At 45.0% G+C, this 24,538-nt stretch carries 21 protein-coding genes and 1 tRNA gene; 20 read left to right on the plus strand and 2 right to left on the minus strand.

The annotated features are described in order from the left end of the window. Window positions 1-194: 194 nt before the first annotated feature. From MHH52_RS00880 to MHH52_RS00955, 16 genes are all read left to right on the plus strand, one after another. Entirely contained in the window at window positions 195-1,934 is a 1,740-nt protein-coding gene (locus tag MHH52_RS00880) for a tetratricopeptide repeat protein (RefSeq protein WP_340006050.1), read from the plus strand. A 101-nt stretch (window positions 1,935-2,035) separates the two neighbouring features. After that, window positions 2,036-2,989: a thioredoxin-disulfide reductase gene (gene trxB, locus MHH52_RS00885; RefSeq protein ID WP_313639133.1), complete on the plus strand. Its 954-nt coding sequence runs from the start codon at window positions 2,036-2,038 to the stop codon at window positions 2,987-2,989. A 314-nt stretch (window positions 2,990-3,303) separates the two neighbouring features. After that, a complete protein-coding gene (gene uxaC / locus MHH52_RS00890) occupies window positions 3,304-4,731 on the plus strand; it encodes a glucuronate isomerase (protein ID WP_340006052.1) in 1,428 nt (475 codons plus the stop codon). Window positions 4,732-4,788: 57 nt separating this feature from the next. Then, a complete protein-coding gene (locus tag MHH52_RS00895; RefSeq protein WP_340006054.1) occupies window positions 4,789-5,793 on the plus strand; it encodes a LacI family DNA-binding transcriptional regulator in 1,005 nt (334 codons plus the stop codon). Between the two features lie 162 nt (window positions 5,794-5,955). After that, the gene (locus MHH52_RS00900; protein ID WP_340006056.1) at window positions 5,956-7,425 is read left to right on the plus strand and encodes a tagaturonate reductase; all 1,470 of its coding nucleotides are present in this window, start codon (window positions 5,956-5,958) and stop codon (window positions 7,423-7,425) included. 34 nt (window positions 7,426-7,459) lie between these two features. After that, window positions 7,460-8,950: an altronate dehydratase family protein gene (locus tag MHH52_RS00905; protein WP_340009434.1), complete on the plus strand. Its 1,491-nt coding sequence runs from the start codon at window positions 7,460-7,462 to the stop codon at window positions 8,948-8,950. A gap of 202 nt (window positions 8,951-9,152) precedes the next feature. Further along, complete coding sequence (locus MHH52_RS00910; protein WP_313639127.1) at window positions 9,153-9,380, plus strand: DUF1858 domain-containing protein; 228 nt, start codon at window positions 9,153-9,155, stop codon at window positions 9,378-9,380. A gap of 39 nt (window positions 9,381-9,419) precedes the next feature. Beyond that, entirely contained in the window at window positions 9,420-10,682 is a 1,263-nt protein-coding gene (locus MHH52_RS00915) for a DUF438 domain-containing protein (RefSeq protein ID WP_340006058.1), read from the plus strand. Between the two features lie 209 nt (window positions 10,683-10,891). Next, the gene (locus MHH52_RS00920; RefSeq protein ID WP_340006059.1) at window positions 10,892-11,842 is read left to right on the plus strand and encodes an ROK family glucokinase; all 951 of its coding nucleotides are present in this window, start codon (window positions 10,892-10,894) and stop codon (window positions 11,840-11,842) included. A gap of 45 nt (window positions 11,843-11,887) precedes the next feature. Continuing rightward, window positions 11,888-12,787 carry an RNase adapter RapZ gene (rapZ, locus tag MHH52_RS00925; protein ID WP_340006060.1) on the plus strand — a complete coding sequence of 300 codons (900 nt, stop codon included), beginning with the start codon at window positions 11,888-11,890 and terminating at the stop codon, window positions 12,785-12,787. Between the two features lie 57 nt (window positions 12,788-12,844). Next, window positions 12,845-13,792 (plus strand): YvcK family protein, encoded by a 948-nt coding sequence (locus MHH52_RS00930; protein WP_313639154.1) that lies wholly within the window; start codon window positions 12,845-12,847, stop codon window positions 13,790-13,792. Window positions 13,793-13,838: 46 nt separating this feature from the next. Then, window positions 13,839-14,768, plus strand: a complete 930-nt coding sequence (whiA, locus tag MHH52_RS00935; protein WP_340006061.1) for a DNA-binding protein WhiA — start codon at window positions 13,839-13,841, stop codon at window positions 14,766-14,768. A gap of 97 nt (window positions 14,769-14,865) precedes the next feature. Beyond that, entirely contained in the window at window positions 14,866-15,135 is a 270-nt protein-coding gene (locus tag MHH52_RS00940; protein WP_036687106.1) for an HPr family phosphocarrier protein, read from the plus strand. A 149-nt stretch (window positions 15,136-15,284) separates the two neighbouring features. Continuing rightward, a complete protein-coding gene (locus MHH52_RS00945) occupies window positions 15,285-16,040 on the plus strand; it encodes an SIMPL domain-containing protein (RefSeq protein ID WP_340006063.1) in 756 nt (251 codons plus the stop codon). Window positions 16,041-16,665: 625 nt separating this feature from the next. Then, window positions 16,666-17,958, plus strand: a complete 1,293-nt coding sequence (ltrA, locus tag MHH52_RS00950) for a group II intron reverse transcriptase/maturase (protein ID WP_340006065.1) — start codon at window positions 16,666-16,668, stop codon at window positions 17,956-17,958. A 288-nt stretch (window positions 17,959-18,246) separates the two neighbouring features. Next, on the plus strand, window positions 18,247-18,885 hold the full coding sequence (locus MHH52_RS00955; RefSeq protein ID WP_340006067.1) for a GDSL-type esterase/lipase family protein: 639 nt from the start codon (window positions 18,247-18,249) through the stop codon (window positions 18,883-18,885). 98 nt (window positions 18,886-18,983) lie between these two features. Here MHH52_RS00955 and clpP read toward each other — a convergent pair whose 3' ends face one another. Both clpP and MHH52_RS00965 read right to left on the minus strand, forming a co-directional pair. Continuing rightward, window positions 18,984-19,580, minus strand: coding sequence for an ATP-dependent Clp endopeptidase proteolytic subunit ClpP (gene clpP, locus MHH52_RS00960; protein WP_060626469.1), 597 nt, complete (start codon window positions 19,578-19,580; stop codon window positions 18,984-18,986). 193 nt (window positions 19,581-19,773) lie between these two features. Beyond that, a tRNA-Arg gene (locus MHH52_RS00965) sits at window positions 19,774-19,848 on the minus strand. 334 nt (window positions 19,849-20,182) lie between these two features. On the opposite strand from MHH52_RS00965, the gene MHH52_RS00970 reads away from it, so the two are divergent. The 4 genes from MHH52_RS00970 (at window position 20,183) to tpiA (ending at window position 24,538) form a co-directional block, all read left to right on the plus strand. Beyond that, on the plus strand, window positions 20,183-21,235 hold the full coding sequence (locus tag MHH52_RS00970) for a sugar-binding domain-containing protein (protein ID WP_313639122.1): 1,053 nt from the start codon (window positions 20,183-20,185) through the stop codon (window positions 21,233-21,235). A gap of 115 nt (window positions 21,236-21,350) precedes the next feature. Then, entirely contained in the window at window positions 21,351-22,361 is a 1,011-nt protein-coding gene (gap, locus tag MHH52_RS00975; RefSeq protein WP_313639121.1) for a type I glyceraldehyde-3-phosphate dehydrogenase, read from the plus strand. Between the two features lie 215 nt (window positions 22,362-22,576). Then, window positions 22,577-23,758 carry a phosphoglycerate kinase gene (locus MHH52_RS00980; protein ID WP_340006071.1) on the plus strand — a complete coding sequence of 394 codons (1,182 nt, stop codon included), beginning with the start codon at window positions 22,577-22,579 and terminating at the stop codon, window positions 23,756-23,758. 27 nt (window positions 23,759-23,785) lie between these two features. Continuing rightward, the gene (gene tpiA / locus MHH52_RS00985) at window positions 23,786-24,538 is read left to right on the plus strand and encodes a triose-phosphate isomerase (RefSeq protein WP_340006073.1); all 753 of its coding nucleotides are present in this window, start codon (window positions 23,786-23,788) and stop codon (window positions 24,536-24,538) included.

A 24,538-nucleotide genomic window follows, 5' to 3' on the forward strand; every position in this document is an offset into this window, starting at 1 on the left:
TTATGGAGTGGTAGAGTCTTTCTCAACTTGAGAATCTCGCTGTCACATGTGGTATACTGTGTGAAGATAGCCGCACCCATAAAGGGAACGGAATAGCGATTAAGTTTGGAGCTCCGGTATACCCCATTGGGCGCCGTCCTCCTATTTTTTCGTTAGTATAAAGGAAGCTTCTTATAAGGGGGTGCCTTGCTTCCATGATGGAGAGAACTTCAGAGTATGATGTGGAGAATGGTAATGTTATTCCTGTCACTCTGAATGCCAATTTTTTCTTTGAAAGAGCCGTTCGGTCCTTGGATCGCTTTCAATATGATAAGGCATTAAAGAATTTTCGCAAAGCTGTAGAGTACGAACCGGAGAACCCGGTAAATCATTGCAACGTAGCAGGTGTTTTATCAGAGATGGGGAATTATGAGGCGTCTAACGACATTTTGACCCATGTACTGGAGAATATTGATCCTGGAATGACGGAATGTTATTTCTATATGGCTAACAACTTCGCCAATATGGAAAGCTATGAGGAGGCAGAACGCTCACTCGTTACTTATCTCGAAGAAGATGTGAACGGTGAATTTCTGGTCGAATCGGAAGAATTGATGGAACTTCTGCAATATGAGCTGGATCGTCCTGCACCGCTTATCCGGATTAGAAGCCGGGAAGGGGTAATAGAGCATGAGCGGGCCCGAGCGCTGTTGGAAGAAGGCAAGTTTACACAAGCCGTTACTTTGCTTGAAGAGATTGTGAGCAATACGCCAGACTTCTTGGCGGCGCATAACAACCTAGCCCTTGCGTATTTCTATATGGGTCGTTTTACCAAAGCCAAAGAATGCATTATACGGGTGCTTGATCAGGACTCTGGGAATTTGCATGCACTTTGTAACTTGGCGATCTTTCTGCAGTATGAAGGTGACCGCGGGCAACTAGCTGGATTGTTACGTCTGCTAGAGACGACCATTCCTTTTCACCAGGAGCATTTGTTCAAAATGGCCACTACCATGGGGATTCTGGGACGGCATAGAACCGCATATGGTCATTTTCGGCGCTTGCTTAAGGATGAGGAAGTCGGCGGTGACGCCAGTTTGTACCATTACTGTGCGGCAGCAGCAAGCAATAGCGGTCTGTATGCAGAAGCTCAGCGTTGCTGGCAAAAAGCTGCCAAGCTGGATCCGGAATCGGCTGTGCCGAGATTTTTTCTGGCCCAGCTACAGCAAGCGCAGGGAGAAGGCAAAGCGCTGTCTCCAGTCAGCTACAACTATCAGCTCCCATTTCAAGAGCAGCTGAAGCTGTGGAAGGACAATAAAGGCAGCTTTGCCGAAGAGGTGCGGAACAATCCGCTACTTCGATCTTCCTTCTTCTGGGCACTCCGCTACGGTGATGCCAATACGAAGCTTCAGGTTACTGAAGCTCTGCGGTGGATCGAAGATGAAGAAATGTCCGAGATTCTACAAGGACTTCTGAAGCAACAGCCATTGCAGGAAGAAAAGCTTCAAGAAGCTGCGCTTCTCAGTCTGCAACGACTGATTGGTAGTATTCCGGAGGAAAATGTGCTTCAGGAAGCCAAAGAAACTTCTACTGCGCGTCTGAAGGGATTGCCAGAATGGAGAGAAGATTGGCAAAAAGTCATCGACCAGACGGTAAGTATGATGGACCGGAGATTTGATGCCGTCCAGAAAAAAGATGCTGAATTACTTTGGAAGCAATTCGTAAGTAGCATATATCCAGATGTACCTTTTATCCGTCAAACGGAAGGTTGGTGTGCTGCCTTAGAATATCTGATTGCAAAAATGCATAACCTTCCAGTCACCTACCGTGAGGTAGCTCAGCGCTACGACGTTTCCGTGTCGATGGTCAGTCGTTATGCTCGGCGTATCGATGATGAATGCAGTTTTCAGGGAAGTGTGAGCGACAGTCTTCCCCCGTTTACCGAAAATATCTAAATTCTTGATGCAGTATTTCTCGCTTAAATGCTTATCGTCCTTATAAGGACGACGAAGGCGTTTATGCTTGAAATAAACCCTATTGTGAGGAGGCCACTGTTATGTACAAAACGATTGTAATCGGAACAGGCCCGGCCGGGCTTACTGCTGCTATTTATTTGGCCCGTGCCAACCTTAACCCACTTGTAATTGAAGGTATGCAGCCAGGTGGACAACTGACAACGACAACGGAAGTGGAGAACTTTCCAGGCTTTCCTGAAGGGATTCTCGGCCCAGATTTAATGGACAACATGCGGAAGCAGGCTGAACGTTTTGGTGCTGAATTCAAGAATGGTTGGGTGGATTCAGTGGATTTTTCACAGCGTCCATTTAAAGTGACAGTAGATGGTTTGGGTGTATTAGAGGCAGAGTCGGTGATTATCTCTACCGGTGCTTCTGCCAGATATTTAGGAATACCAGGAGAGCAAGAGAATGTGGGCCGTGGGGTCAGCACTTGTGCTACTTGTGATGGCTTCTTTTTCCGGAACAAGAAGATTATCGTGGTTGGTGGAGGAGACTCCGCGATGGAGGAAGCCAGCTTCTTAACAAGATTCGCTTCCAGCGTAACCGTGGTTCACCGTCGTGATGAGCTCAGAGCTTCGAAGATCATGCAGGATCGCGCACGTGACAACAGTAAGGTAGCGTGGGCACTTAATCGTACACCGCTTGAGGTTACAACGGATGAGTCTGGTGTTAAAGGGCTAACGGTTCGCAACAATGAGACGGGGCTTGAAGAACTCATTGAAGCGGACGGAGTGTTTGTCGCTATCGGACATACGCCGAATACCGGATTCTTGGGCGGCCAGATTACGACGGATACTAACGGTTATATCGTGGTGAATCCAGGAACTACTGAAACGAACATACCGGGCGTATTCGCATGTGGCGACGTACAGGATACCCGTTACCGTCAAGCGATTTCTGCAGCAGGCACCGGCTGTATGGCAGCAATGGACGCTGAGAAATATCTTGAAGGCACAATGGTGCATGACTGGAGCGAAACACTGGGTAGTTAATTTCTTCCTAAATTAAATCGGAATGATTTCAAGCAGGCGATCCTTATCTTAAAGGGTTGCCTGTTTTTTTGTGACAGGAAGCTAAGTGATGTTAAAATAACTGTAACAAAGTGCTTCGAAAAGGACTTGCGCATTTTAGAAATACGTTTACAATAAGGATATAATGTTAACGTGAACAATTGTCATCCTCTGTATTCCACATTTTCAGTTGAAGTTTATAACAGTAATTAAGTAGAAGTATCGTAACCAATTAAATGTTCACGTTAAACTAAGCGTAACTCCCATTTTGATCTTAAAGGAGAGCAGCAAACCTCATGAGCAGAAAATTCATGGATGAGAACTTCTTGTTGTCGAGTGAGACCGCGATTCAGCTGTTTCATAACTATGCGAAAGACATGCCGATTATCGACTATCATTGCCACCTCAGCCCAAAAGAAATTTACGAGAACAAGACGTTCAACAATATTACCGAAGCTTGGCTGTATGGCGACCATTACAAATGGAGAGTGATGCGGGCAAATGGTGTAGATGAGAAGTTCATTACCGGGGACGCCAGTGACTATGATAAGTTTTTGGCATGGGCTAGAACAGTTCCTATGATTATCGGTAATCCACTCTATCATTGGACGCATCTAGAATTGCAGCGCTTCTTCGGTGTATATGAGCTGCTTAATGAGGCTAACGCACCGAAGATTTGGGATGAAGTGAATAGACAGCTTCAAGGTGAAGGATATGGAGCAAGAGATCTAATCATTAAATCGAAGGTGACAGTTGTATGCACTACTGACGATCCTATAGATAGTTTGGAATATCATGAAAAAATCAGTAATCTGAGTGGGTTCGAAGCCAGTGTAGTTCCTGGATTCCGTCCGGATAAAGCCCTTGAGATCAATCGTCCTATCTTCAAACCTTGGGTAGCTCAGCTTAGCGAGATTTCGGGAATGGCTGTTGAAAATTACGGACAGTTTCTTGAAGCGCTGGAGAGCAGGGTGAGATACTTTCATGCCAGAGCTGGACGTGTATCCGATCATGCTTTGGATGCAGTAATGTTTGAGCCGACTACCTTAGAAGAAGCTACAGCGATATTCGCCAAAGCGCTTCGTGAAGGCGCCGTAAGTGAGAGTGAGGAAAAGAAATATAAAGGGTTCACACTTGTGTTCCTTGGCAAATTGTACAATGAGCTGGATTGGGCGATGCAATTTCATATCCATGCCCTACGCAATAATAACAGCGTAATGTTGGGACGTCTAGGTCCTGACACCGGCTATGATTCCATTAATGACGGTGTGATTGCTAAGCCTCTGTCAGGTTTGCTAGATGCGCTGGATCGTGAGAACGCGCTGCCTAAGACCATTTTGTACTCACTCAATCCTAATGATAATCATGTCATTGCCGGCTTAATGGGCTGCTTCCAAGGGGGCGGTATTCCAGGGAAAATTCAATTCGGAACCGCATGGTGGTTCAACGATAATAAGGACGGCATGCTGGAACAGATGAAGACGCTCGCTAATCTCGGCGTACTCAGCCAATTTGTCGGAATGTTAACCGACTCCAGAAGCTTTTTATCGTATACCAGACATGAATACTTTAGAAGAATCCTGTGCGATCTTGTTGGTTCTTGGGTAGAGAGCGGAGAAGCTCCTGATGATCTGAATCTACTAGGCGGCATGATCAAGAATATCTGTTACAATAACGCTGATCATTATTTTAATTTCTCGAAACAGGCATTGGTGACTAAGTAATCGTTATGATATCCTTACATGGAAGAGCCAAACCCGTTTGATAAGGAAGGTTGACCCATGGCACCTACAATCAAGGATATCGCCAAATTGGCGAATGTATCGCATACAACTGTATCGAGAGCACTTAACAATAGTCCGCTAATTAAAGAGGTCACACGTAAAAGAATTGCAGAGATCGCTGCGCAAGTGGGTTACGTCCCCAATTACAATGCCAAAAGCCTTGTGATGCAGCGATCTTATACCATCGGTCTGTTCTTCACGAGTATTGCCAAGGGCACAACGTCAGGTTTCTTCTCTGATACGATTCGTGGTGTGAATAGCGTAATAGATGTGGAATATAATCTGTTCATCCGTGGGATTGACGATTATGTGGAATACTCCTCTATTCATCGTAAACGCTTTGATGGAATTATTCTAATGAGTCAAAGCGAAGCAGATAATAAATTCATTTACCATGTAGTACAGCAAGGCATTCCAATCGTTGTGCTGAACCGGCAGATAGATGATCGCTCCATTATCAACATCATCTCGAATGACCGTGAAGGCGCTTATGATGCAGGCAAACACTTGATTGAATGCGGGCATCAAGACATTGCGATCATTGAAGGCGTCGAGGGCTTTAAATCCACGCAGGAACGCAGAGACGGTTTTATAAAAGCTTTGATTGACCATAATATCCCTGTGCGTAACGACTATATGAGAAGTGGTAATTACGATATGCAAAGCGGATATGAGGCGATGGGCAAGTTGCTGGATTTAGAGAAACCACCGACGGCAGTATTTTGTTCCAACGATGATATGGCTATCGGGGCTATGAAAAGCGTATTCGAACGAGGGTTACAGGTACCGTATGACATCTCCATTGTGGGTTTTGACGATATAGGTTTCTCACTCTTTGCGAATCCTTCGCTCACCACAGTCAAGCGTCCCATTGAGAAGATTAGCGAGCAAGGCGCTCGTCAGTTGTTAAGCTTGATTAAGGAACCTACGGAAAAAGATGGACCGATCTCGATCAAAACGGAATTCATTGCGAGAGAATCGGTTAGGAAGTTGCAAAAATAGTAATAGTCCACATACAGTGGCTAAATCCTTTACAATTTGTGAAGGTTTTTAAATAAAAATTTTCACGTGTGCACAAATATAATAAAACCATAATATAACACTATTTTATATGGATATATTAATTAGTTTATCGTGTGCATTTATAAAATAGGAGGCGTTAACATGGAAAGATTGAATAGCGATAGTTGGAAAGCTTACAAGCAATATCCCGAGAAGGTTCTGCAATTTGGTGAAGGCAATTTCATGCGCGCGTTTGTAGATTGGCAGATTCATACCATGAATCAAAAAACGGATTTCAATGGTGGAGTGGTGGTTGTACAACCGCTGGGCAACGGACTTGCAGAAATGCTAAATGCTCAGGATGGTCTATATACGCTTTATCTCCAAGGGATCAAAGATGGAGTAGCGGTAAAAGAACACGAGGTCATCAACTGCATTACACGAACGCTTAATCCATTTGCTCAGCATGAGGAGTATATGAAGCTTGCCGAGAATCCAGAGCTGCGATTTATAGTGTCCAACACCACTGAGGCAGGAATTGCTTTTGAAGTCGGCGATAAGTTAACCGATGCTCCACAGAGTAGTTTTCCGGGTAAGCTGACGGCCTTATTGTATAAACGTTTTGAATTTTTTAATGGTGATTTTTCTAAAGGTTTTATCATAATTCCGTGCGAGCTGATTGACCGAAATGGTGATGAGCTTAAGAAGGTTATTTTGAAATATGCTGACCTGTGGAATCTCGGAGAGGGCTTTGTTGAATGGCTGAATGAAGCCAATACCTTCTGCTGCAGTCTGGTGGATCGCATCGTTCCCGGATATCCAAGAGACACCATTGCTGAGATTACGGAAGAACTTGGCTATGAGGATAAGTTGGTCGTTGTCGGCGAGCAGTTCCATCTTTGGGTGATTGAAGGACCACAGTGGATTAAAGAGGAGTTCCCAGCTCAACTAGCAGGACTTAATGTGCTGGTGGTGGATGATATGACGCCTTACCGGACGCGTAAAGTGAGAATTCTAAATGGGGCACATACAGCATTGACCCCAGTAGCTTATTTATACGGTATTGATACGGTCTCGGAGGCGATTGAGCACAAAGAGGTTGGAGCGTACGTGAAGTCCTTAATCTATGAAGAGATTATTCCGACGCTGGATCTGCCGGTAGAGGAATTGAACTCTTTTGCAGATGCGGTATTGGAACGGTTCCTGAACCCTTATGTACAGCATTACGTGATGAGCATCTCTCTTAACTCTATATCGAAATTTAAGACAAGAGATCTACCTTCTTTACTACAATTTGTGGAGTCGCAAGGACAATTGCCTGAAAAGCTCATCTTCTCATTGAGCGCATTAATTGCCTTCTATAAAGGACGTAGAGGGGAAGAAGAGATTCAGCTTGCGGATGATGCGGATATTTTGGAATGGTTCGCTTCCTTGTGGGGAGGATGGGATGGTACAGACACAGGGCTGCGTGCACTGACCGCTCAGGTACTGGCAGCAACAAACCGCTGGGGCATTGACCTGAATGAAGTGGCTGGACTTACCGACAAGGTGGCACAAGGCTTGATTGCGATTGAGAGAACAGGTATGAAGCAAGCGTTGAAAGCGTTCGTGAAGAAACCTGCGCACAACTAATATAATGGAGGTGGATAACGATATGATCAAAACCATGAAAGAGGTACTGCAGATTAACGATGCCGATAATGTAGCAGTTGCACTGAAGGACTATAAAGCAGGCGATACCATCGTGATTGGTTCCAAAGAGATTGCCATTACTGAGGATGTTGCTAGAGGTCATAAAATTGCACTAACCAGTATTAGCGAAGGTGAGAACGTATTGAAATATGGTTATCCCATCGGTCATGCCAAAGCGCCTATCGCGCCGGGCCAGTGGGTGCATACGCATAATACGAAAACCAACTTAACAGGGGTTGAGGAATATACCTTTGAGCAGAAACTGACGCCGAATCCTTTTACCATGGAGAATTTGACCTTTAAAGGGTACAGACGTTTTGACGGATCTGTAGGTATCCGTAACGAGCTGTGGATCGTTCCTACAGTTGGTTGTGTAAATGGAGTGGCGGAGCAGATCATCAATATTTTTAAGGTAGAGGTTGGGGATATTGCTCCGTTCGATAACGTGCTGGTGCTTAAGCACAACTATGGTTGCTCCCAACTGGGCGATGATCATGACAATACTCGTACAATACTGGCTAACGCGGTTAAACATCCGAATGCGGGTGGCGTACTTGTGCTCGGACTTGGTTGTGAGAATAACAACTTGCATATTTTTAAAGACATGCTTGGCAGCTATGATGAGGATCGTGTGCGGTTCCTAGTCTCTCAAGAGGTTGGGAATGAGATAGAAGAAGGCGTGAAGCTGCTGAAGGAAATCTTCAATAACGTACAGGGTGATCATCGGGAAGAAGTGGCACTCTCTGAGCTCAAGATCGGTCTGAAATGTGGAGGTTCGGATGGCCTGTCCGGGATTACTGCTAATCCACTGCTTGGACGTCTGTCTGATTTTATGGCTGCTCAAGGTGGTACAACCGTACTGACTGAAGTTCCTGAAATGTTTGGTGCCGAAAAAATTCTGATGGAACGTGCTGCGGACGAAGTCATATTCCACAAAATTGTTGATCTCATCAACGACTTCAAGCAGTATTTTATGGACTATAAGCAGCCGGTATATGAAAATCCTTCTCCAGGGAATAAAGCCGGTGGAATTACTACACTCGAGGATAAATCACTGGGCTGCACGCAGAAATCCGGTAACTCTACGGTCATGGATGTGCTCAAGTATGGGGAGCTTATCACTAACAAGGGACTTAATCTCCTTAATGCGCCAGGTAACGATCTTGTGGCTTCCTCTGCACTTGCTGCTGCTGGCTGCCAGTTGGTGATCTTCACTACCGGGCGGGGAACACCATTTGGTACATTTGTGCCAACGATGAAGGTATCGACGAACACGCCTTTGTATGAAGGTAAGCGTCACTGGATCGATTTTAACGCAGGGGTGTTGGTAGAAGACGGCTCTCCAGATGAGGTTCTGCGCAGCTTCATTAATTACATTATTGATGTGGCCAGCGGCGAATGGGTTAATAATGAGAAGAATAACTTCCGCGAGATTTCTATATTCAAAACAGGAGTAACACTATAATAAATGATTTATTGCGAATCAGGCTGTCCCTTATGCTTTTTAGCGTAGGGGGCCGTTTTTTTATTTCACACTATACATACTTCCTCTTTAAAAGAACGACAATTGCTTTCTTCTGATTTAGTGATTGCAATCACTATCGCCCTGTACGGCCTGTGCTAATCTGTTGTTGAGAATAGTTCTCACATAAAAGGAGAAGAGTCCAATGGAAAAAATGCTGCGAATGGATGAGTCCATATTCGATATGGTATCACGGCATCCGGAGGTCATTGAGATTATGGTAGAGCTGGGCTTTAAGGATATCGCTAAGCCTGGCATGCTGCAGACGGCTGGCCGTTTCATGACCTTATCTAAAGGAATCAAGTTGAAGAAAATGGATCTCGACACCGTGAAGCTAGCATTTGAACAACATGGCTTCGAGATTATGAAATAAAGGAAATGATGACCAAATTTCATTAAGGAGAGATCAATAATGAGTGAACTGATAAATAACCGCGAGTTTGATGCACCGGAGCAGACTCGTCGCCAAGCCATGCTCAAGGAGATTATTAAAGAACTGCATGCAGGTAAAAGCGTTGAAGAGGTTAAGGCGCGTTTCGAGGAAGCTGTAGGCGATGTTACCGTAGCGGAAATTTCTGCGATGGAGCATTCATTAATGACCGAAGAGGGAATTCCGGTATCCGAGGTACAGCGACTTTGTTCGGTGCATACGGCCATCTTTAAAGGTTCTATAGAGCAAATTTACCGTTCCTCTAAGCCTGAGGAGCAGCCAGGGCATCCAGTACACACCTTCAAGCTAGAAAACCGTGAGATTGAAAGACTTGTGAACTTCCGTTTAGATTTGCATGCTGCCAAATTCCAGAAGAATGACAGCGAGGATATGGTCTTCAAGCTACTGGAGGATCTTAGTTTGCTGCTGGATCTAGATAAGCACTACAGTCGAAAAGAAAATCTGTTGTTCCCGTACCTAGAAAAATACGGCATTTATGGTCCAACCAAGGTCATGTGGGGAGTCGATGATAATATCCGCCGTATGATTAAAGAGGCTAAAGTAGCGCTCAGCACTTATAACGGAAACGTATCAGAAATTGGGATACAACTTACGGAGATCATCAAGGAAGTTAATGAAATGATATTTAAAGAAGAGAACATTCTACTGCCTATGGCACTCGACAAGCTGACAGAAGATGAATGGGTCAAAATCGCACGGGAAAGCGATGAGATAGGGTTCTGTCTAACCGCGCCAGAGCAGGAGTGGGTACCCGAGCGTGCCACAGAGCCGGAAGGCGCCGTAGAACAGGGGGAAGCAGTTGGGGACGCCCCGCAAGAAGGGTTCATCCGTTTTGAGACAGGGCTGTTGTCACTGCATCAGCTGGAGACAGTACTAAATCATCTGCCAGTAGATCTGACATTTATTGATGAGAATGATGTCGTCCGATATTTTTCACACGGGAAGGAACGTATCTTTGCGCGAACTAAAGCAGTGATCGGACGCACGGTACAGAACTGTCATCCTCCCCAAAGTGTGCATGTGGTAGAGAAGCTTCTGGAGGACTTCAAGGCGGGTCGTAAAGACGCTGAAGACTTTTGGATTAACATCAAAGATAAATTTATCTATATCCGTTACTTCGCCGTCCGAGACGAGACAGGCCGGTATATGGGTACTCTGGAGTTTACACAGAATATCGCACCAATCCGTGCGCTGGAGGGTCAAAAGCGTATTTTGTCAGAATAAATGAGTGTTTTGGGCTATTTTCCAGATAATAATATAGGCAGAAGACTCTCTTACTTAGGCGTAAGGGGGTCTTTTTAGAATATAATAGAGTATAGTATTAAAATAAGGAATTCCCGGGTGTGTTGTCTTTCCTTGACCACAGAGGGGGCTTCTATTATAGTTGGTACTTAGGATTAACTATTTTAGTATAAAAAAAGGTGGCTTGTTACATGTCTGAGAATATCTACGTTGGCGTGGATTTGGGTGGAACTGCAATTAAAGTTGGAATCTGCAATGCTGAGGGAACTCTACTGCATACTTACGAGGGACCCACAGGAACTGCAGAAGGTGTCGATACTGTTATCGATAATATCGAGAAGTATGTTCGCCAAATTGTGGAGGATTCCCCGTATTCTTGGGATCAGCTTGCAGGTGTAGGAGCGGGCGTAGCAGGGTTCACAAATATTCGTGAAGGAATTATCATCCTTGCGCCCAACATAGGATTTAAAGATGTGCCGATTCGCTCCATTTTGGAAGATCGCTGGAACAAGCCTGTCAAAATAGACAATGATGCGAACGTGGCTGCACTGGGTGAAGCTTGGAGTGGTGCAGGACGCGGGATTGAAAACTGTGTCTGCTATACGCTAGGAACAGGTGTTGGTGGCGGAATCATTATCAATGGAAAGATTTATCAAGGTTTTGCGGGTCTAGCAGGTGAGCTTGGCCATATCACTGTAGTGCCAGATCTGGAAGCCATTCAATGTGGTTGTGGTAGAATGGGATGTTTGGAAACTGTTTCCTCCGCAACAGGAATTATTCGTATGGCTAATGATGCAGTAGCGCGTGGTGACCGTACTTCCCTCTCAATGGTAGAGAAGATTGCTGCGAAGGAAGTATTTGATGCGGCTAAGGCTGGCGATGAAGTAGCGATTCGCATAGTGAACCGTGCAGCATACTATCTGGGTAAATCTATGGCTTCTGTTGCGGCTGTGCTTAACCCTGAGGTCTTCATCGTTGGTGGCGGTGTGTCTAAGGCTGGAGATATTCTATTTGAAGAAGTTCGTCGTGTGTTTGCTAAGTTAGCACCGGCTCCGCTTCAGACTGGTGTTTCGATTATTCCTGCTGAGCTTGGGAATGATGCAGGTATTGTTGGTGCTGCAGGCCTTCTGCTTCGTTCTTAAAAGACAGGGAGTATTCATATACTAATTTAGGGAGGGGACGCTTTAATGACCGAATTGGACAATGCTCCAACGGCTGGAGCCACCCTGATCATTATTACCGGAATGTCAGGTGCGGGTAAGACAATAGCTGTACAGAGTCTGGAAGACCTAGGGTTCTTCTGTGTCGATAATTTGCCGCCGGTGCTGATCCCTAAGTTTGCAGAACTGATTGAGCAGTCGAAGGGTAAGATCGCCAAGGTAGCTCTTGTGATTGACCTGCGCGGTCGGGAATTCTTCACTGCTTTGTCTGAGTCTCTAGCCTATATCAAAGATGAGTCAACCATTGGTTGTGAAATCTTGTTCTTGGATGCTACGGATTCGGTACTTGTGCAGCGTTACAAGGAAAGCCGGCGTCATCATCCTTTAGCACCCAAGGGACTTCCGCTTGACGGTATCAAGCTGGAACGTAAAATGCTTGAGGAATTAAAGAATTCAGCCACATTGTGTCTGGATACTAGCAGTATGAAACCAGTGCAGCTAAAAGAGAAGATTGTATCTCGGTTCTCGCATTTAGGAAAAAGCACACTTTCCGTCAACATTACTTCGTTCGGATTTAAGTATGGTATTCCTATTGATGCAGACCTTGTCTTCGATGTCCGCTTTTTGCCTAACCCACATTATGTGGACCACTTGCGGCCAAAAACAGGTCAGGACAGCGATGTCTATGACTATGTAATGAAGTGGCCTGAAACGCAGGTGTTCCTGACCAAACTGCTCGATATGCTTCATTTTCTAATTCCGCAATATCGTAGGGAAGGTAAATCCCAGATTATTATCGGCATTGGCTGTACGGGCGGCAAACACCGTTCAGTAGCCATTTCTGAATATTTGGGTAAAATGCTGGGCGTCAGCGAAACGGAATCCGTAGCCGTTAGTCATCGGGATTCCGAGCGTGATCGGCACTAATGAGAGAAGGGGTCCATAGTGGCTGAAGAACAGAGACAGCGTCCACGTATCGTCGTTATGGGCGGTGGTACGGGGCTATCTGTCATGCTTCGCGGCTTAAAAGAAAAGCCGCTAGATATTACAGCTATAGTTACCGTAGCGGATGATGGAGGAAGCTCGGGTATTTTGCGCAGTGAACTGCAAATGCCTCCTCCTGGGGATATCCGCAACGTATTAACGGCTATGGCTGATGTGGAACCGCTGATGGCGGATATTATGAGATATCGTTTCAACACGGGTGAAGGCTTGGCAGGCCATAGTCTTGGTAATCTAATCCTTGCTGCGCTCACAGATATATCCGGCGATTTCGTCACAGCTGTGCGCGAGCTCAGCCGATTATTCGCTGTTCGCGGACGGGTATTGCCCGCTGCAGGGGATGCTGTAGTGTTACGTGCAGAAATGTCGGACGGCACAATTATCACGGGCGAGTCTAAGATACCGGAAGCCGGCGGGATCATCAAACGGGTATCTTTGGAACCTGCTGATGTGGAACCGTTGCCTGAAGCCCTGGAAGCGATTCGAAATGCGGATGCGATTCTTTTGGGTCCAGGGAGTCTATATACGAGCATTCTTCCGAACCTACTTGTTCCGAAGTTAGCAGAAGCGGTTGTATCTTCTGATGCAATCAAAATCTTTGTCTGCAATGTAATGACTCAGCCTGGTGAAACGGATAATTATACCGTAAATGACCATCTACAAGCAGTATATGATCATATTGGGATTCATTTATTTGATTATGTTATTGTTAATGACGGCGTAATTCCAGAGCAGGTTCAGACGAAATACGCGGAAAAGGGTGCACGCCCGGTACAGCTCGACAAGGATGTACTGGATGGCAGTGGATACAAAGTCATAGCGGATAAGCTAGTGTTATTCCGAACTTATTTAAGGCATGATACCGATAAGCTTAGTCATCATATCTACCAGCTTGTGCAAGATTGGATAAATAGAAACCCTAGGGTATAACTTATATATATGAATGACGTACTTATTTCAGAAAGAGGTGAGACCCTTGTCTTTTGCGGCCCTTACCAAAAAAGAGCTGACGATGGTGGAGAGTGAACCCTGTTGTGAGAAGGCGGAAATGTCAGCACTTATCCGTATGAATGGATCTGTGCAGCTTTCAAGCAAAAAGGTTATTCTCGACATTTCGACGGAGAACGCCGCGATTGCAAGGCGGGTATATTCTTTACTTAAGAAATATTACCAGGTCCATATTGAGCTACTCGTGCGTAAAAAAATGCGTTTGAAGAAAAATAACGTTTATATCGTCAGAATCCCTAGTCGCGTACAGGAGATCTTAAATGATCTCAGAATTGTGTCCGAAGGATTTATTTTTACCGACGGTATTGATGAAGCGATTGTTGGGAATAACTGCTGTAAGCGTGCTTATTTGCGCGGTGCCTTTCTGGCGGGTGGATCCGTTAATAATCCGGAGGGTTCCTCTTACCATTTGGAGATTTCCTCAATGTATGAGGAACATTGTAAAGCGCTAGTCGATTTAGCAGGTGAATTCCACCTAAACGCACGCTGCATTGAACGTAAAAAAGGGTTCATTCTATACATTAAAGAAGGCGAGAAGATTATCGAATTCTTAAGTTTGATCGGGGCGCACCAAGCGTTGTTCAAATTTGAGGATGTAAGAATTATGCGTGATATGCGTAATTCCGTGAATCGGATCGTGAACTGCGAGACCGCGAATCTCAACAAAACGATAAGTGCCGCGGTGCGGCAGATTGAGAATATCAAGCTGCTGCAGCGAGAAGTGGGACTGGAGAGCTTACCGGATAAACTGCGAGAAGTTGCAGAAATTCGAATGGCACATCCAGATATCAACCTTAAAGAGGTTGGTGAAATGCTGAAAGGTACAGTCAGTAAGTCGGGAGTAAATCATCGACTTCGTAAGATTGATGAACTGGCGGACAAGGTTCGAGGCGGCTAGTCACTTTTTTTCTAGTGTGGTTTACGTTATAATGATATAATAATATAAAATTAATGTGAAATTTTTGGGGAGATCTCAATTAGGGGGTAAGCGTTTCATGACAAAGCACCCGGTAGTTGTTCGGTTGAAGACAGGGCTACACGCTCGACCGGCAGCATTGTTTGTGCAAGAAGCTAACAAGTTTTCGTCGGAGATTTTCGTGGAAAAAGACGATAAAAAAGTAAACGCCAAAAGTATTATGGGTATTATGAGCCTAGCGATCAGTTCCGGCACGGAGATCTATATCAGCGCGGATGGTGCAGACGCGGATCAAGCTGTAAACGCTTTGACGAGTCTCGTTAGCAAAGAAGAGCTTGAGAACCAATAATCTTTTGAAATGACTTTTTATCGCATGACTAAAAAGCCCCTAGGGGCTTTTTTTAATACAAAAAAATAGATTTAGCCGTGCAACATTTACCAAAAAGACTCGTCTAGAGGATAATAACAAATTACAAAAATTGAAAGGGGCTGGCTAATATGAAAGGTTTGGTAAAGAAAATCGGTTCAGTGTTGATCGTAGGGAGTTTGTTAATTGGAGGGATCAGCATGAGTGGTGTCTTCCAAGGTCCTGCAAAGGCTTACGCAGATGATGTGCAGAAAAATGTCGTTAGTGTAGTAGGTAAAGGTGAATTGTCCATCAAGCCGGATATTGTATACTTGTCCATCGGTGTGGATACTACGGCTACAACCGCGCAAGAAGCGCAAAAAACAAATGCTGCTAAAATCCAAAAGATCACTACACTACTGAAAGGGACTTGGAAAATCGCAGATAAGGATATTCAAAGTACCCAATTCTATGTGCAACCCAACTATAGTTATAGCGAAAAAGAAGGACAGCAAGTGAAAGGATACAACGCGAATCATACACTGTTAGTGTCTTATAGAGATCTGACCAAGGTTGGTGAATTGCTAGACGCTGCATCTGCGGCGGGGGCAAATAATATCGGAAATGCACGTTTTTCCGTGGAAGATACTTCTGCCTTTGAAGCTCAGGTGATTGAAAAGGCGATGGCGAACGCAGATGTTAAAGCAGGAGCTATTGCTAAGGCAGCTAAACGTAGCTTGGGTCAAGTAATCACAGTCAGCCAAATTGATGGCAATGTCACTCCGGTTTATTTTGAACAGAATCTAAAAATGGAAATGGCTGCAGCAGATGCTGGTGCAAGCACGTCCGTTCAACCGGGAGTAGTTAAAGTTACAACACAGCTGAGCGTGATGTATGAATTGAAATAGTAACAGAACTAGATGATTGCAGAGAGGAGAGGTGATCTTCCACTAGTAATAGTGGGGGACGCCTCTTTTTTTATGTGTGGCGTGCCCAGAGGCACGCATTATCTAGTTGGTGAAAGTCCAATCAAAGGAGGGGCCAAGCCACCTTTGTAGCTAGGATGCTTACGCATGGCGAAATCTGTGTGTAAAAGCGCATCGACAAAAGTACCGGTCAGAGACCGGGCGAGCAACAACCCAGGCCGCAACATGAAGTGAATCCTGCCGCGTCGTCAAAAAGGCCCTGCAAAGGGGAAGAGAGGCTGCCGAGTCTCGCGCATATAGACGAAGGCCAAGGAAGCTGTAAAGAACTTGGGTCAACAGTGAAGAATCCTCCGGCGTATAGGGAACGGCATGGGCTGAAAGATAATGCAGTGAACTGGGGAGACCCTCCCCTGCACGGATTTTTTTTTTTTTTTTTTTTTTTTTTTAGAACCCGTAAAGAGACATTCTATAAGCCTAAAAGGTGAAGTGAATGGTCTGCAGGAAGGGAGTCCGAGGGGCTCATAGTACCGAAGAACCTAAGGACAACATAACCTTAGGGAGGGAAGGAGCCCTGCTTTGTTTATACTTTTGGAGGAGGTACGAGTGAGTGAATGCCAAAGGGCTAACGACACCAAAGGAAAAAGTTCAACAACTCCAAGAAAAGCTAGGTCATGCGGCCAAGGAGAACAAAAAGCGTAAATTCCATGCGTTGTATGACAAGATTTATCGGTGGGATGTACTGTGTGAAGCGTGGAAACGAGTGAAAGCCAATAAGGGTGCCGCAGGAATAGATGCGGTGACGCTAGCAGATATTGAGGAACAAGGAGAAACACCGTTTCTCAAGGCATGTGAGCGAGAGCTCAAAGAAGGCAACTACCATCCACAACCTGTACGGAGACACTATATCCCGAAGAAAGACGGGAAGCAAAGGCCACTGGGTATACCCACCGTACGCGATCGAGTCATACAGATGGCAACCAAACTCGTGATTGAGCCCATCTTTGAAGCAGACTTTGAGGAAGTATCCTTCGGATTTCGTCCGAAACGAAGTGCTAAAGGTGCGTTGGATAGAATCCGAAAAGCCTGCAACCGTAAAGGAAATTGGGTAGTCGACGTCGATATCCAAGGCTACTTCGACAATATTAATCAAGAGAAGCTAATGAAATTGGTACAGATGCGTATCAATGACAGGCGGATACTTAAAATAATACGAAAGTGGCTGAGTGCAGGAGTTTTGGAAGAAGGAACGGTAAGACGTTCGGATTTAGGGACACCGCAAGGAGGAGTGATTTCACCGCTCCTTGCGAATATCTATCTAAATTACTTCGACCAACTCTGGGAGAAACACGGAAAAGGAATAGGAGAACTCACGAGGTATGCAGACGACTTTGTAGTGGTTTGCAAAACCAAAAAGGACGCAGAACATGCGTATAAGCTTATACGTACGATTATGGAACGTCTGGAGTTGACCCTACACCCGACCAAAACTCGCATTGTAGGATTGTGGACAGGAAACGAAGGATTCGATTTCTTAGGCATGCACCACCGGAAAACCAAAGCAGAAACATCCCAAGGTAAGGTGTACTACACCACGCAGCAGTGGCTAACACAGAAGGCAGAGGAACGTATTCGTGAGGTGGTCAAAGAAAGATTGGCACCGCCGAGCATGCGTTCAAGATCGTTCGAGGAACATGTAGAATGGCTCAATCCCAAGATTCAAGGATGGAGAAATTATTACTACACGAACTATAGCCAAAAGAAGTTAGCAAAACTAGACTGGTATATTTTGGGGCGGTTAACACGGTGGTATGCAAAGAAGAGACAACGCAAAAGATGGATAGGTTCATTATCTGAGGTTAAATATATCGCCTTACAACATGGACTTAAAACGCTATTGTAATCCGCACGCCCATGAATGACGAACATCGGAAAGCCGTATGAGGGAAAACCTCACGTACGGTTTGATGAGGAGGGGCTGAATTTATTCAGCCCTTTACTCTAGAAATATCTATAATTTTTTTTGATGATGAATACCTCACAAGAATTAGTACGTAAATCGGGCGTAGGTTTACCAAATAAATAGAGAAATCGTAACCGTGGGTGTTAGCACTGGACATCTCCCCCTTACCAGAGTCATCTCTAATTCATATGCTAAAGGGAGTAACTAGTTTATGAACGGGGGAGAGCTATGAGCTATCAATACACTGCAATTGGCGATTCCTTGACGACTGGATTTGGCGCTCTGCCAGGTAACGGTTTTGTTCCGGTGTACCGTAGAATGGCGGAAGGGAGACTGCGTTCTAATGTAGTCTCTACGAATTTGGGCGTGAATGGATTGACTACTTCTGAGTTGGAACAGCGGCTACGCGGGAGTTCTATGACTCGCGAAGCCATTCGAGCAGCTGACATTATCACTCTATCCATTGGTGGAAATGATTTAATTCATGCTGCGAAATCTGCAGCTAGACACCCTGAAAATTTATCTACAGAGCTGCGAAGATCACTGCAGGAATGCAAACAAAATTTCGCTGTAATTATGAGTATCCTCATACAATTGAAGGCGGGAACGCGCAGACCTTTTATCATTCGAATTGTGGGATTGTATAATCCTTATCCTCAGGTAGTAGGTGCGACAGAGTGGGTAAGGCAGTTTAATCGCTATGCATCGCAGTACAGCAGCCGAGTGTGTGGATTTGCTTCTATTTATAGTGAGTTTGCAGGAAACGAGAGAGGGCTTTTATCTATTGACCACTTACATCCTAATGGCCGGGGTTACCGTGTGATTGCTGAGAAACTCGATGCGCTTGGTTATGGCGGTTTGGTTTAATTGAGATTTGTGTGTAGTAGTGGTCCGAAAAGTAAAGAGGCTGTACTCTAACCATCAAGTGGATAGGGCACAGCCTCTTTGTGTTGTTGTTTTATAGCTTACACACCGCTAGGCAGTGTCTTCTCGATGACTTTATCAACGATACCGTAAGTTGCCGCGTCTGCAGCAGTCATGAAGTAATCACGATCTGTATCCTTCTCGATACGTTCTAGCGGTTGACCCGTACGTTCTGCAAGAATACGATTCAACTTATCACGCAATTTCAGGATACGGCGGGCACGGATTTCGATATCCGTTGCTTGACCTTGAGCACCACCCAGAGGTTGGTGAATCATGATCTCACTGTTAGGCAGCGCGAAGCGTTTGCCTTTAGCGCCAGCGTTAAGTAGGAAAGCTCCCATGGAAGCTGCCATACCCACACAGATGGTGGAAACGTCCGGTTTAATGTACTGCATTGTATCAAAAATAGCCATGCCTGCAGTAATGGAACCGCCGGGGCTATTCACATAAAGGTGAATGTCCTTCTCCGGATCTTCGGCAGCCAAGAACAGCATTTGTGCGATGATAGAATTGGCTACCACGTCATTAACCTCCGTTCCAAGGAAAATGATGCGGTCCTTCAGCAGGCGGGAATAGATGTCATAAGCGCGCTCACCGCGGTTGCTCTGTTCTACTACCATAGGAATATAACTCACGTGGAAAACCTCCTTGATATTGGTTCTTCAAATGTATTCATTTTTACTCTTGCCGTATTACCCACATGATAAACAAATTCAAACAAAAAGTCAAAGAAAGTCAAACTTATATTCAAAAAAAAGAGCCGACACGCGGCTCTTTGGTTAAGTAGTAGTATAGGCACTACTAAATTATGTACGAAAGTGAAATTAATGGCGCGCCCGCCAAGAATCGAACTTGGATCTCAGGCTTCGGAGGCCTACGTCATATCCATTGGACCACGGGCGCAACAAAAATGATTATAATACAATTTCTGTGCAATTGCAATGTATTAATAATACCGTGCACGGGCTTTATCCTTTGTGTTCAAGGTGGACAAGAATACATTCGCTTTCAATCAGCGTTAGAATCTAAGTTAATTAATGATGGGTTTTAGGCGCCGTACCTCTCCCTGGCCTTATAAATGTATAAGAAGACATGGGGTGGAGAATTCTACTCTCGGAAGACTTGCACTTCGAGCAATATTTGGTTAGAATATGAGTGGGACTTAAAAAGTTTACCCGGGACATTTTGAGACCATGAACAAGGGAATAGAGGAAGACGAAGTTGCAGGAGTGAAAGTATGCGTAATTTATTAGATATCCAAAAGCAGCTTCTGCCTGATCTCATGGAAACCCTTAAGAGACGTTACACGATTCTTCATCAGATCATGCTGTCCGATATAATTGGGCGCAGAACGCTTGCCGCTTCGCTTGATATGACCGAGCGGGTACTGCGTGCCGAGACGGATCTTCTGAAATCGCAAGGGCTCATTGAGATCGAGAGCGTTGGCATGCGTATTAGCGCTGCTGGGCGTAGACTGCTTGATTTGCTAGAGCCGGTCGTTAAGAGCCTGTTTGGTCTGGATGAGTTGGAAGAGAAAATTCGGGCAACGTACGGTCTGGATAAAGTTATTGTGGTACCGGGTGATTGTGAGTCATCGCCTTTCACCAAACGTGAGCTTGGCCGGGCAGGTGCAAAAGCGCTGCTCAGTGTACTTCGTACAGATGATATTGTTGCTGTCACAGGTGGATCAACGCTTGCCGATATGGCTGATCAACTGACACCGCCGTTATCCCTTTCCTATAAGAACGCTTGGTTTGTTCCGGCGCGTGGTGGATTAGGAGAGAGTATGGAGATTCAAGCCAATACGATTGCCTCAACAATGGCAAAACGGGTTGGAGCGAATTACCGGTTGCTGCATGTACCTGATTTACTTAGTGGGGATGCATACCAGTCACTAGCACTTGACTCTAATATTGGAGAGATTGTACAAATCATCCGCAGTTCGCGTATTATTGTACATGGAATTGGGGATGCCATTGAGATGACTCGTCGTCGCAAGCTGGATGAGGCTACGGTCTCAGAAATCCAGGATGAGGGAGCAGTGGCCGAATCCTTTGGCTATTACTTCGATGAAAATGGTCAGGTTGTCCATACCATGCTTACGATGGGTCTACGTCTAGAAGATATTATTCGGACGGAAACCGTTATCGGTATTGCAGGAGGCAAACCAAAGGCCAAAGCCATTCACGCCATGCTGCGTTTCGGGCAGGAGAATATTCTCGTCACGGACGAGGCTGCTGCTGTAGAAATAGGCAAGGAAATTGACAATCAGTTACAGCTAACTTCGTAGCTTTTAGATTGCAGGCACTAGAACATATATCTTGCATAATACTTAACATTGTTGTCATGACAGGCTTCACGGTCTGTTTTGAATAAATAAAACGAATTCTAGGAGGAACTATTCAATGAGTGTAAAAGTTGGAATTAACGGTTTTGGACGTATTGGACGCCTTGCTTTCCGCCGTATTCAAAATGTAGAAGGTATCGAAGTGGTAGCAATCAACGACTTGACTGACGCTAAGATGCTTGCTCATTTGCTTAAATATGATACAACTCAAGGTAAATTCCAAGGTGATGTTGAAGTGCATGACGGCTTCTTCAAAGTGAATGGCAAAGAAGTTAAAGTTCTTGCTAACCGCAACCCTGAAGAATTGCCATGGGGCGACCTAGGCGTTGACATTGTACTTGAGTGCACAGGTTTCTTCACAACTAAAGAAGCAGCTGAAAAACACTTGAAAGGTGGAGCTAAGAAAGTAGTTATCTCCGCTCCAGCTACTGGCGACATGAAAACTGTCGTTTACAACGTTAACGATGACATTCTTGATGGTACTGAGACTGTTATTTCCGGCGCATCTTGCACAACTAACTGCCTAGCTCCAATGGCAAAAGTATTGAACGACAAGTTCGGTATCATTGAAGGCCTGATGACTACAATTCATGCTTACACTGGCGACCAAAACACTTTGGATGCTCCACACGCTAAGGGTGACTTCAGACGCGCTCGTGCAGCAGCTGAGAACATCATTCCTAACACTACTGGTGCTGCTAAAGCAATCGGTCTGGTTATTCCAGAACTTAAAGGTAAATTGGATGGTGCAGCTCAACGTGTTCCAGTTGCAACTGGTTCCCTGACTGAGCTTGTAACTGTTCTTGATAAGAGCGTTACTGTTGAAGAAATCAACGCAGCAATGAAAGCAGCTTCCGATCCAGACACTTATGGTTACACTGAAGATGAAATCGTATCTTCCGACATCAAAGGTATGACTTTCGGTTCCTTGTTCGATGCTACACAAACTAAAGTATTGACTGTTGGCGACAAACAACTGGTTAAGACTGTTGCTTGGTATGACAATGAAATGTCCTACACTGCACAATTGGTTCGTACTTTGGAGAAATTCGCTAAAATCGCTAAGTAATTGATTTGATATAAAGCAACATCTATAGAGCGGAAACAGAAGTTCCTTGTTTCCGCTCTTTCTAAAATTATAAGGGAGTATATGTTTCACTCTATATTTTTTCCTTATAATTCTCGCATAAACGCTACCGTCCTTATAAGGACGCCAAAGGCGTTTTAGCTTGATGTATTTCTTGTTTCCTGCTAGAAACAATTTTGGGTGTGGAGGAATTAATCATGAACAAAAAGAGCGTCCGTGATGTAGAAGTAAAGGGTAAACGCGTATTTGTACGCGTGGATTTTAACGTTCCTGTAGAAGACGGTAAGATCACTGATGATACTCGTATTCGCGAAACCCTTCCGACCATTAAATATTTGATCGAGAACGGTGCAAAGATCATTCTCGCGAGTCACATGGGTCGTCCTAAAGGCCAATTCGTAGATTCCATGCGTTTGACTACTGCTGCTGAACGTCTGTCCGAGCTTCTCGGCAAATCAGTAGCTAAAGCTGACGAAGCTGTTGGCGAAGCTGTAAAAGCAAAAATTGCTGAGCTAGGCGAAGGCGACGTACTCGTGCTTGAGAATGTTCGTTTCTACCCAGGCGAAGAGAAGAACGATCCTGAACTGGCTAAACAATTCGCTGAACTGGCTGATTTGTTCGTCAATGATGCGTTTGGTGCGGCTCACCGTGCACATGCATCGACAGAAGGTATCGCTCATTTCCTACCGGCTGTATCCGGTCTTTTGATGGAGAAAGAACTGTCCGTTCTGGGTAAAGCTCTTTCTAACCCTGAACGTCCTTTCACTGCAATCATCGGTGGTTCGAAGGTTAAAGACAAGATTGATGTTATTGATAACTTGTTGTCTTTGGCTGATAACGTTCTGATCGGCGGTGGATTGTCTTATACATTCACTAAAGCACAAGGCTTTGAAATCGGTAAATCACTTGTAGACAACGACAAACTTGACGTTGCTCTTGGATTCATCGAAAAAGCTAAAGCACTTGGCAAAAACTTCATGCTTCCTGTTGACGTTGTTGTTGCTGATAAATTCGGTGCTGATGCTAACACTAAGATCGTTAATTACAATGAAATCCCAGAAGGTTGGGAAGGACTTGATATCGGACCTAAGACTCGTGAACTTTATGCCGATATTATCAAAAACTCCAAGCTGGTTGTCTGGAATGGACCTATGGGCGTATTCGAAATCGATAAATTCGCTGAAGGTACACTTGCAGTAGCAAAAGCTTGTGCAACAACTGAAGGTTACACTGTTATTGGCGGCGGAGATTCCGCAGCAGCAGCAGAGAAATTCCACTTGGCTGACCAAATGGATCATATCTCCACTGGCGGCGGTGCATCCCTTGAGTTCATGGAAGGCAAGGCGCTTCCTGGCGTAGAAGCTTTGAACAATAAGTAAGACGTAAAGAAGGAGGCAACTTAAGTCATGAGAACACCAATTATCGCAGGCAACTGGAAAATGTTCAAAACAGTTCCTGAAGCAGAAAGCTTTATTGCTGATATCAAAGGCAAAGCAGAAGTAGAAGGCGTTGAGACGGTAATCTGCGCTCCATTTACTAACCTGCCTGCACTTGTAGCAGCAGCAAAAGGTACAGACATCAAGATTGGCGCACAGAACCTACATTTTGAAGATAACGGTGCTTACACAGGAGAGATCAGTGGTGTAATGCTTAGCGATCTCGGCGTAGACTATGTAATCATTGGTCACTCAGAGCGTCGTGCTTATTTTGGCGAAACAGATGAAATCGTGAATAAGAAAATGCATGCTGCATTCCGTCACGATATCACTCCAATCGTATGTGTAGGCGAAAAGCTCGAAGAGCGTGAAGCTGATCAGACTAAAGCAGTATGTAAAGTACAAACTGAAGCTGCATTCCAAGGTCTTAGTGCCGAGCAAGCAGCAAAAGTTGTAATTGCATACGAACCTATCTGGGCCATTGGCACAGGTAAATCCTCCACTTCCCAAGATGCTAACGAAGTTATTGCTTACATCCGCAGTCTTGTAAAAGATCTGTATGATGCAGCAACAGCTGAAGCTGTTCGTATTCAATACGGCGGCAGCGTGAAGCCTGAGAATGTAACTGAGTACATGGGCCAAAGCGACATCGATGGTGCGCTTGTTGGCGGTGCCAGCTTGCAGCCTGCTTCCTTCGTTCAATTGGTTGAGGGGGCGAAGTAA

The organism is Paenibacillus sp. FSL K6-0276, from assembly GCF_037977235.1.
In the GTDB taxonomy this organism is placed as follows: Bacteria; Bacillota; Bacilli; order Paenibacillales; family Paenibacillaceae; genus Paenibacillus_AQ.

What these genes read in the sequence shown, in the direction of transcription:
- MHH52_RS00880 (WP_340006050.1), top strand. Translation starts at nt 195, where the DNA reads ATGATGGAGAGAACTTCAGAGTATGATGTGGAGAATGGTAATGTTATT.
- trxB (WP_313639133.1), top strand. Translation starts at nt 2,036, where the DNA reads ATGTACAAAACGATTGTAATCGGAACAGGCCCGGCCGGGCTTACTGCT.
- uxaC (WP_340006052.1), top strand. Translation starts at nt 3,304, where the DNA reads ATGAGCAGAAAATTCATGGATGAGAACTTCTTGTTGTCGAGTGAGACC.
- MHH52_RS00895 (WP_340006054.1), top strand. Translation starts at nt 4,789, where the DNA reads ATGGCACCTACAATCAAGGATATCGCCAAATTGGCGAATGTATCGCAT.
- MHH52_RS00900 (WP_340006056.1), top strand. Translation starts at nt 5,956, where the DNA reads ATGGAAAGATTGAATAGCGATAGTTGGAAAGCTTACAAGCAATATCCC.
- MHH52_RS00905 (WP_340009434.1), top strand. Translation starts at nt 7,460, where the DNA reads ATGAAAGAGGTACTGCAGATTAACGATGCCGATAATGTAGCAGTTGCA.
- MHH52_RS00910 (WP_313639127.1), top strand. Translation starts at nt 9,153, where the DNA reads ATGGAAAAAATGCTGCGAATGGATGAGTCCATATTCGATATGGTATCA.
- MHH52_RS00915 (WP_340006058.1), top strand. Translation starts at nt 9,420, where the DNA reads ATGAGTGAACTGATAAATAACCGCGAGTTTGATGCACCGGAGCAGACT.
- MHH52_RS00920 (WP_340006059.1), top strand. Translation starts at nt 10,892, where the DNA reads ATGTCTGAGAATATCTACGTTGGCGTGGATTTGGGTGGAACTGCAATT.
- rapZ (WP_340006060.1), top strand. Translation starts at nt 11,888, where the DNA reads ATGACCGAATTGGACAATGCTCCAACGGCTGGAGCCACCCTGATCATT.
- MHH52_RS00930 (WP_313639154.1), top strand. Translation starts at nt 12,845, where the DNA reads ATGGGCGGTGGTACGGGGCTATCTGTCATGCTTCGCGGCTTAAAAGAA.
- MHH52_RS00940 (WP_036687106.1), top strand. Translation starts at nt 14,866, where the DNA reads ATGACAAAGCACCCGGTAGTTGTTCGGTTGAAGACAGGGCTACACGCT.
- MHH52_RS00945 (WP_340006063.1), top strand. Translation starts at nt 15,285, where the DNA reads ATGAAAGGTTTGGTAAAGAAAATCGGTTCAGTGTTGATCGTAGGGAGT.
- MHH52_RS00955 (WP_340006067.1), top strand. Translation starts at nt 18,247, where the DNA reads ATGAGCTATCAATACACTGCAATTGGCGATTCCTTGACGACTGGATTT.
- MHH52_RS00970 (WP_313639122.1), top strand. Translation starts at nt 20,183, where the DNA reads ATGCGTAATTTATTAGATATCCAAAAGCAGCTTCTGCCTGATCTCATG.
- gap (WP_313639121.1), top strand. Translation starts at nt 21,351, where the DNA reads ATGAGTGTAAAAGTTGGAATTAACGGTTTTGGACGTATTGGACGCCTT.
- MHH52_RS00980 (WP_340006071.1), top strand. Translation starts at nt 22,577, where the DNA reads ATGAACAAAAAGAGCGTCCGTGATGTAGAAGTAAAGGGTAAACGCGTA.
- tpiA (WP_340006073.1), top strand. Translation starts at nt 23,786, where the DNA reads ATGAGAACACCAATTATCGCAGGCAACTGGAAAATGTTCAAAACAGTT.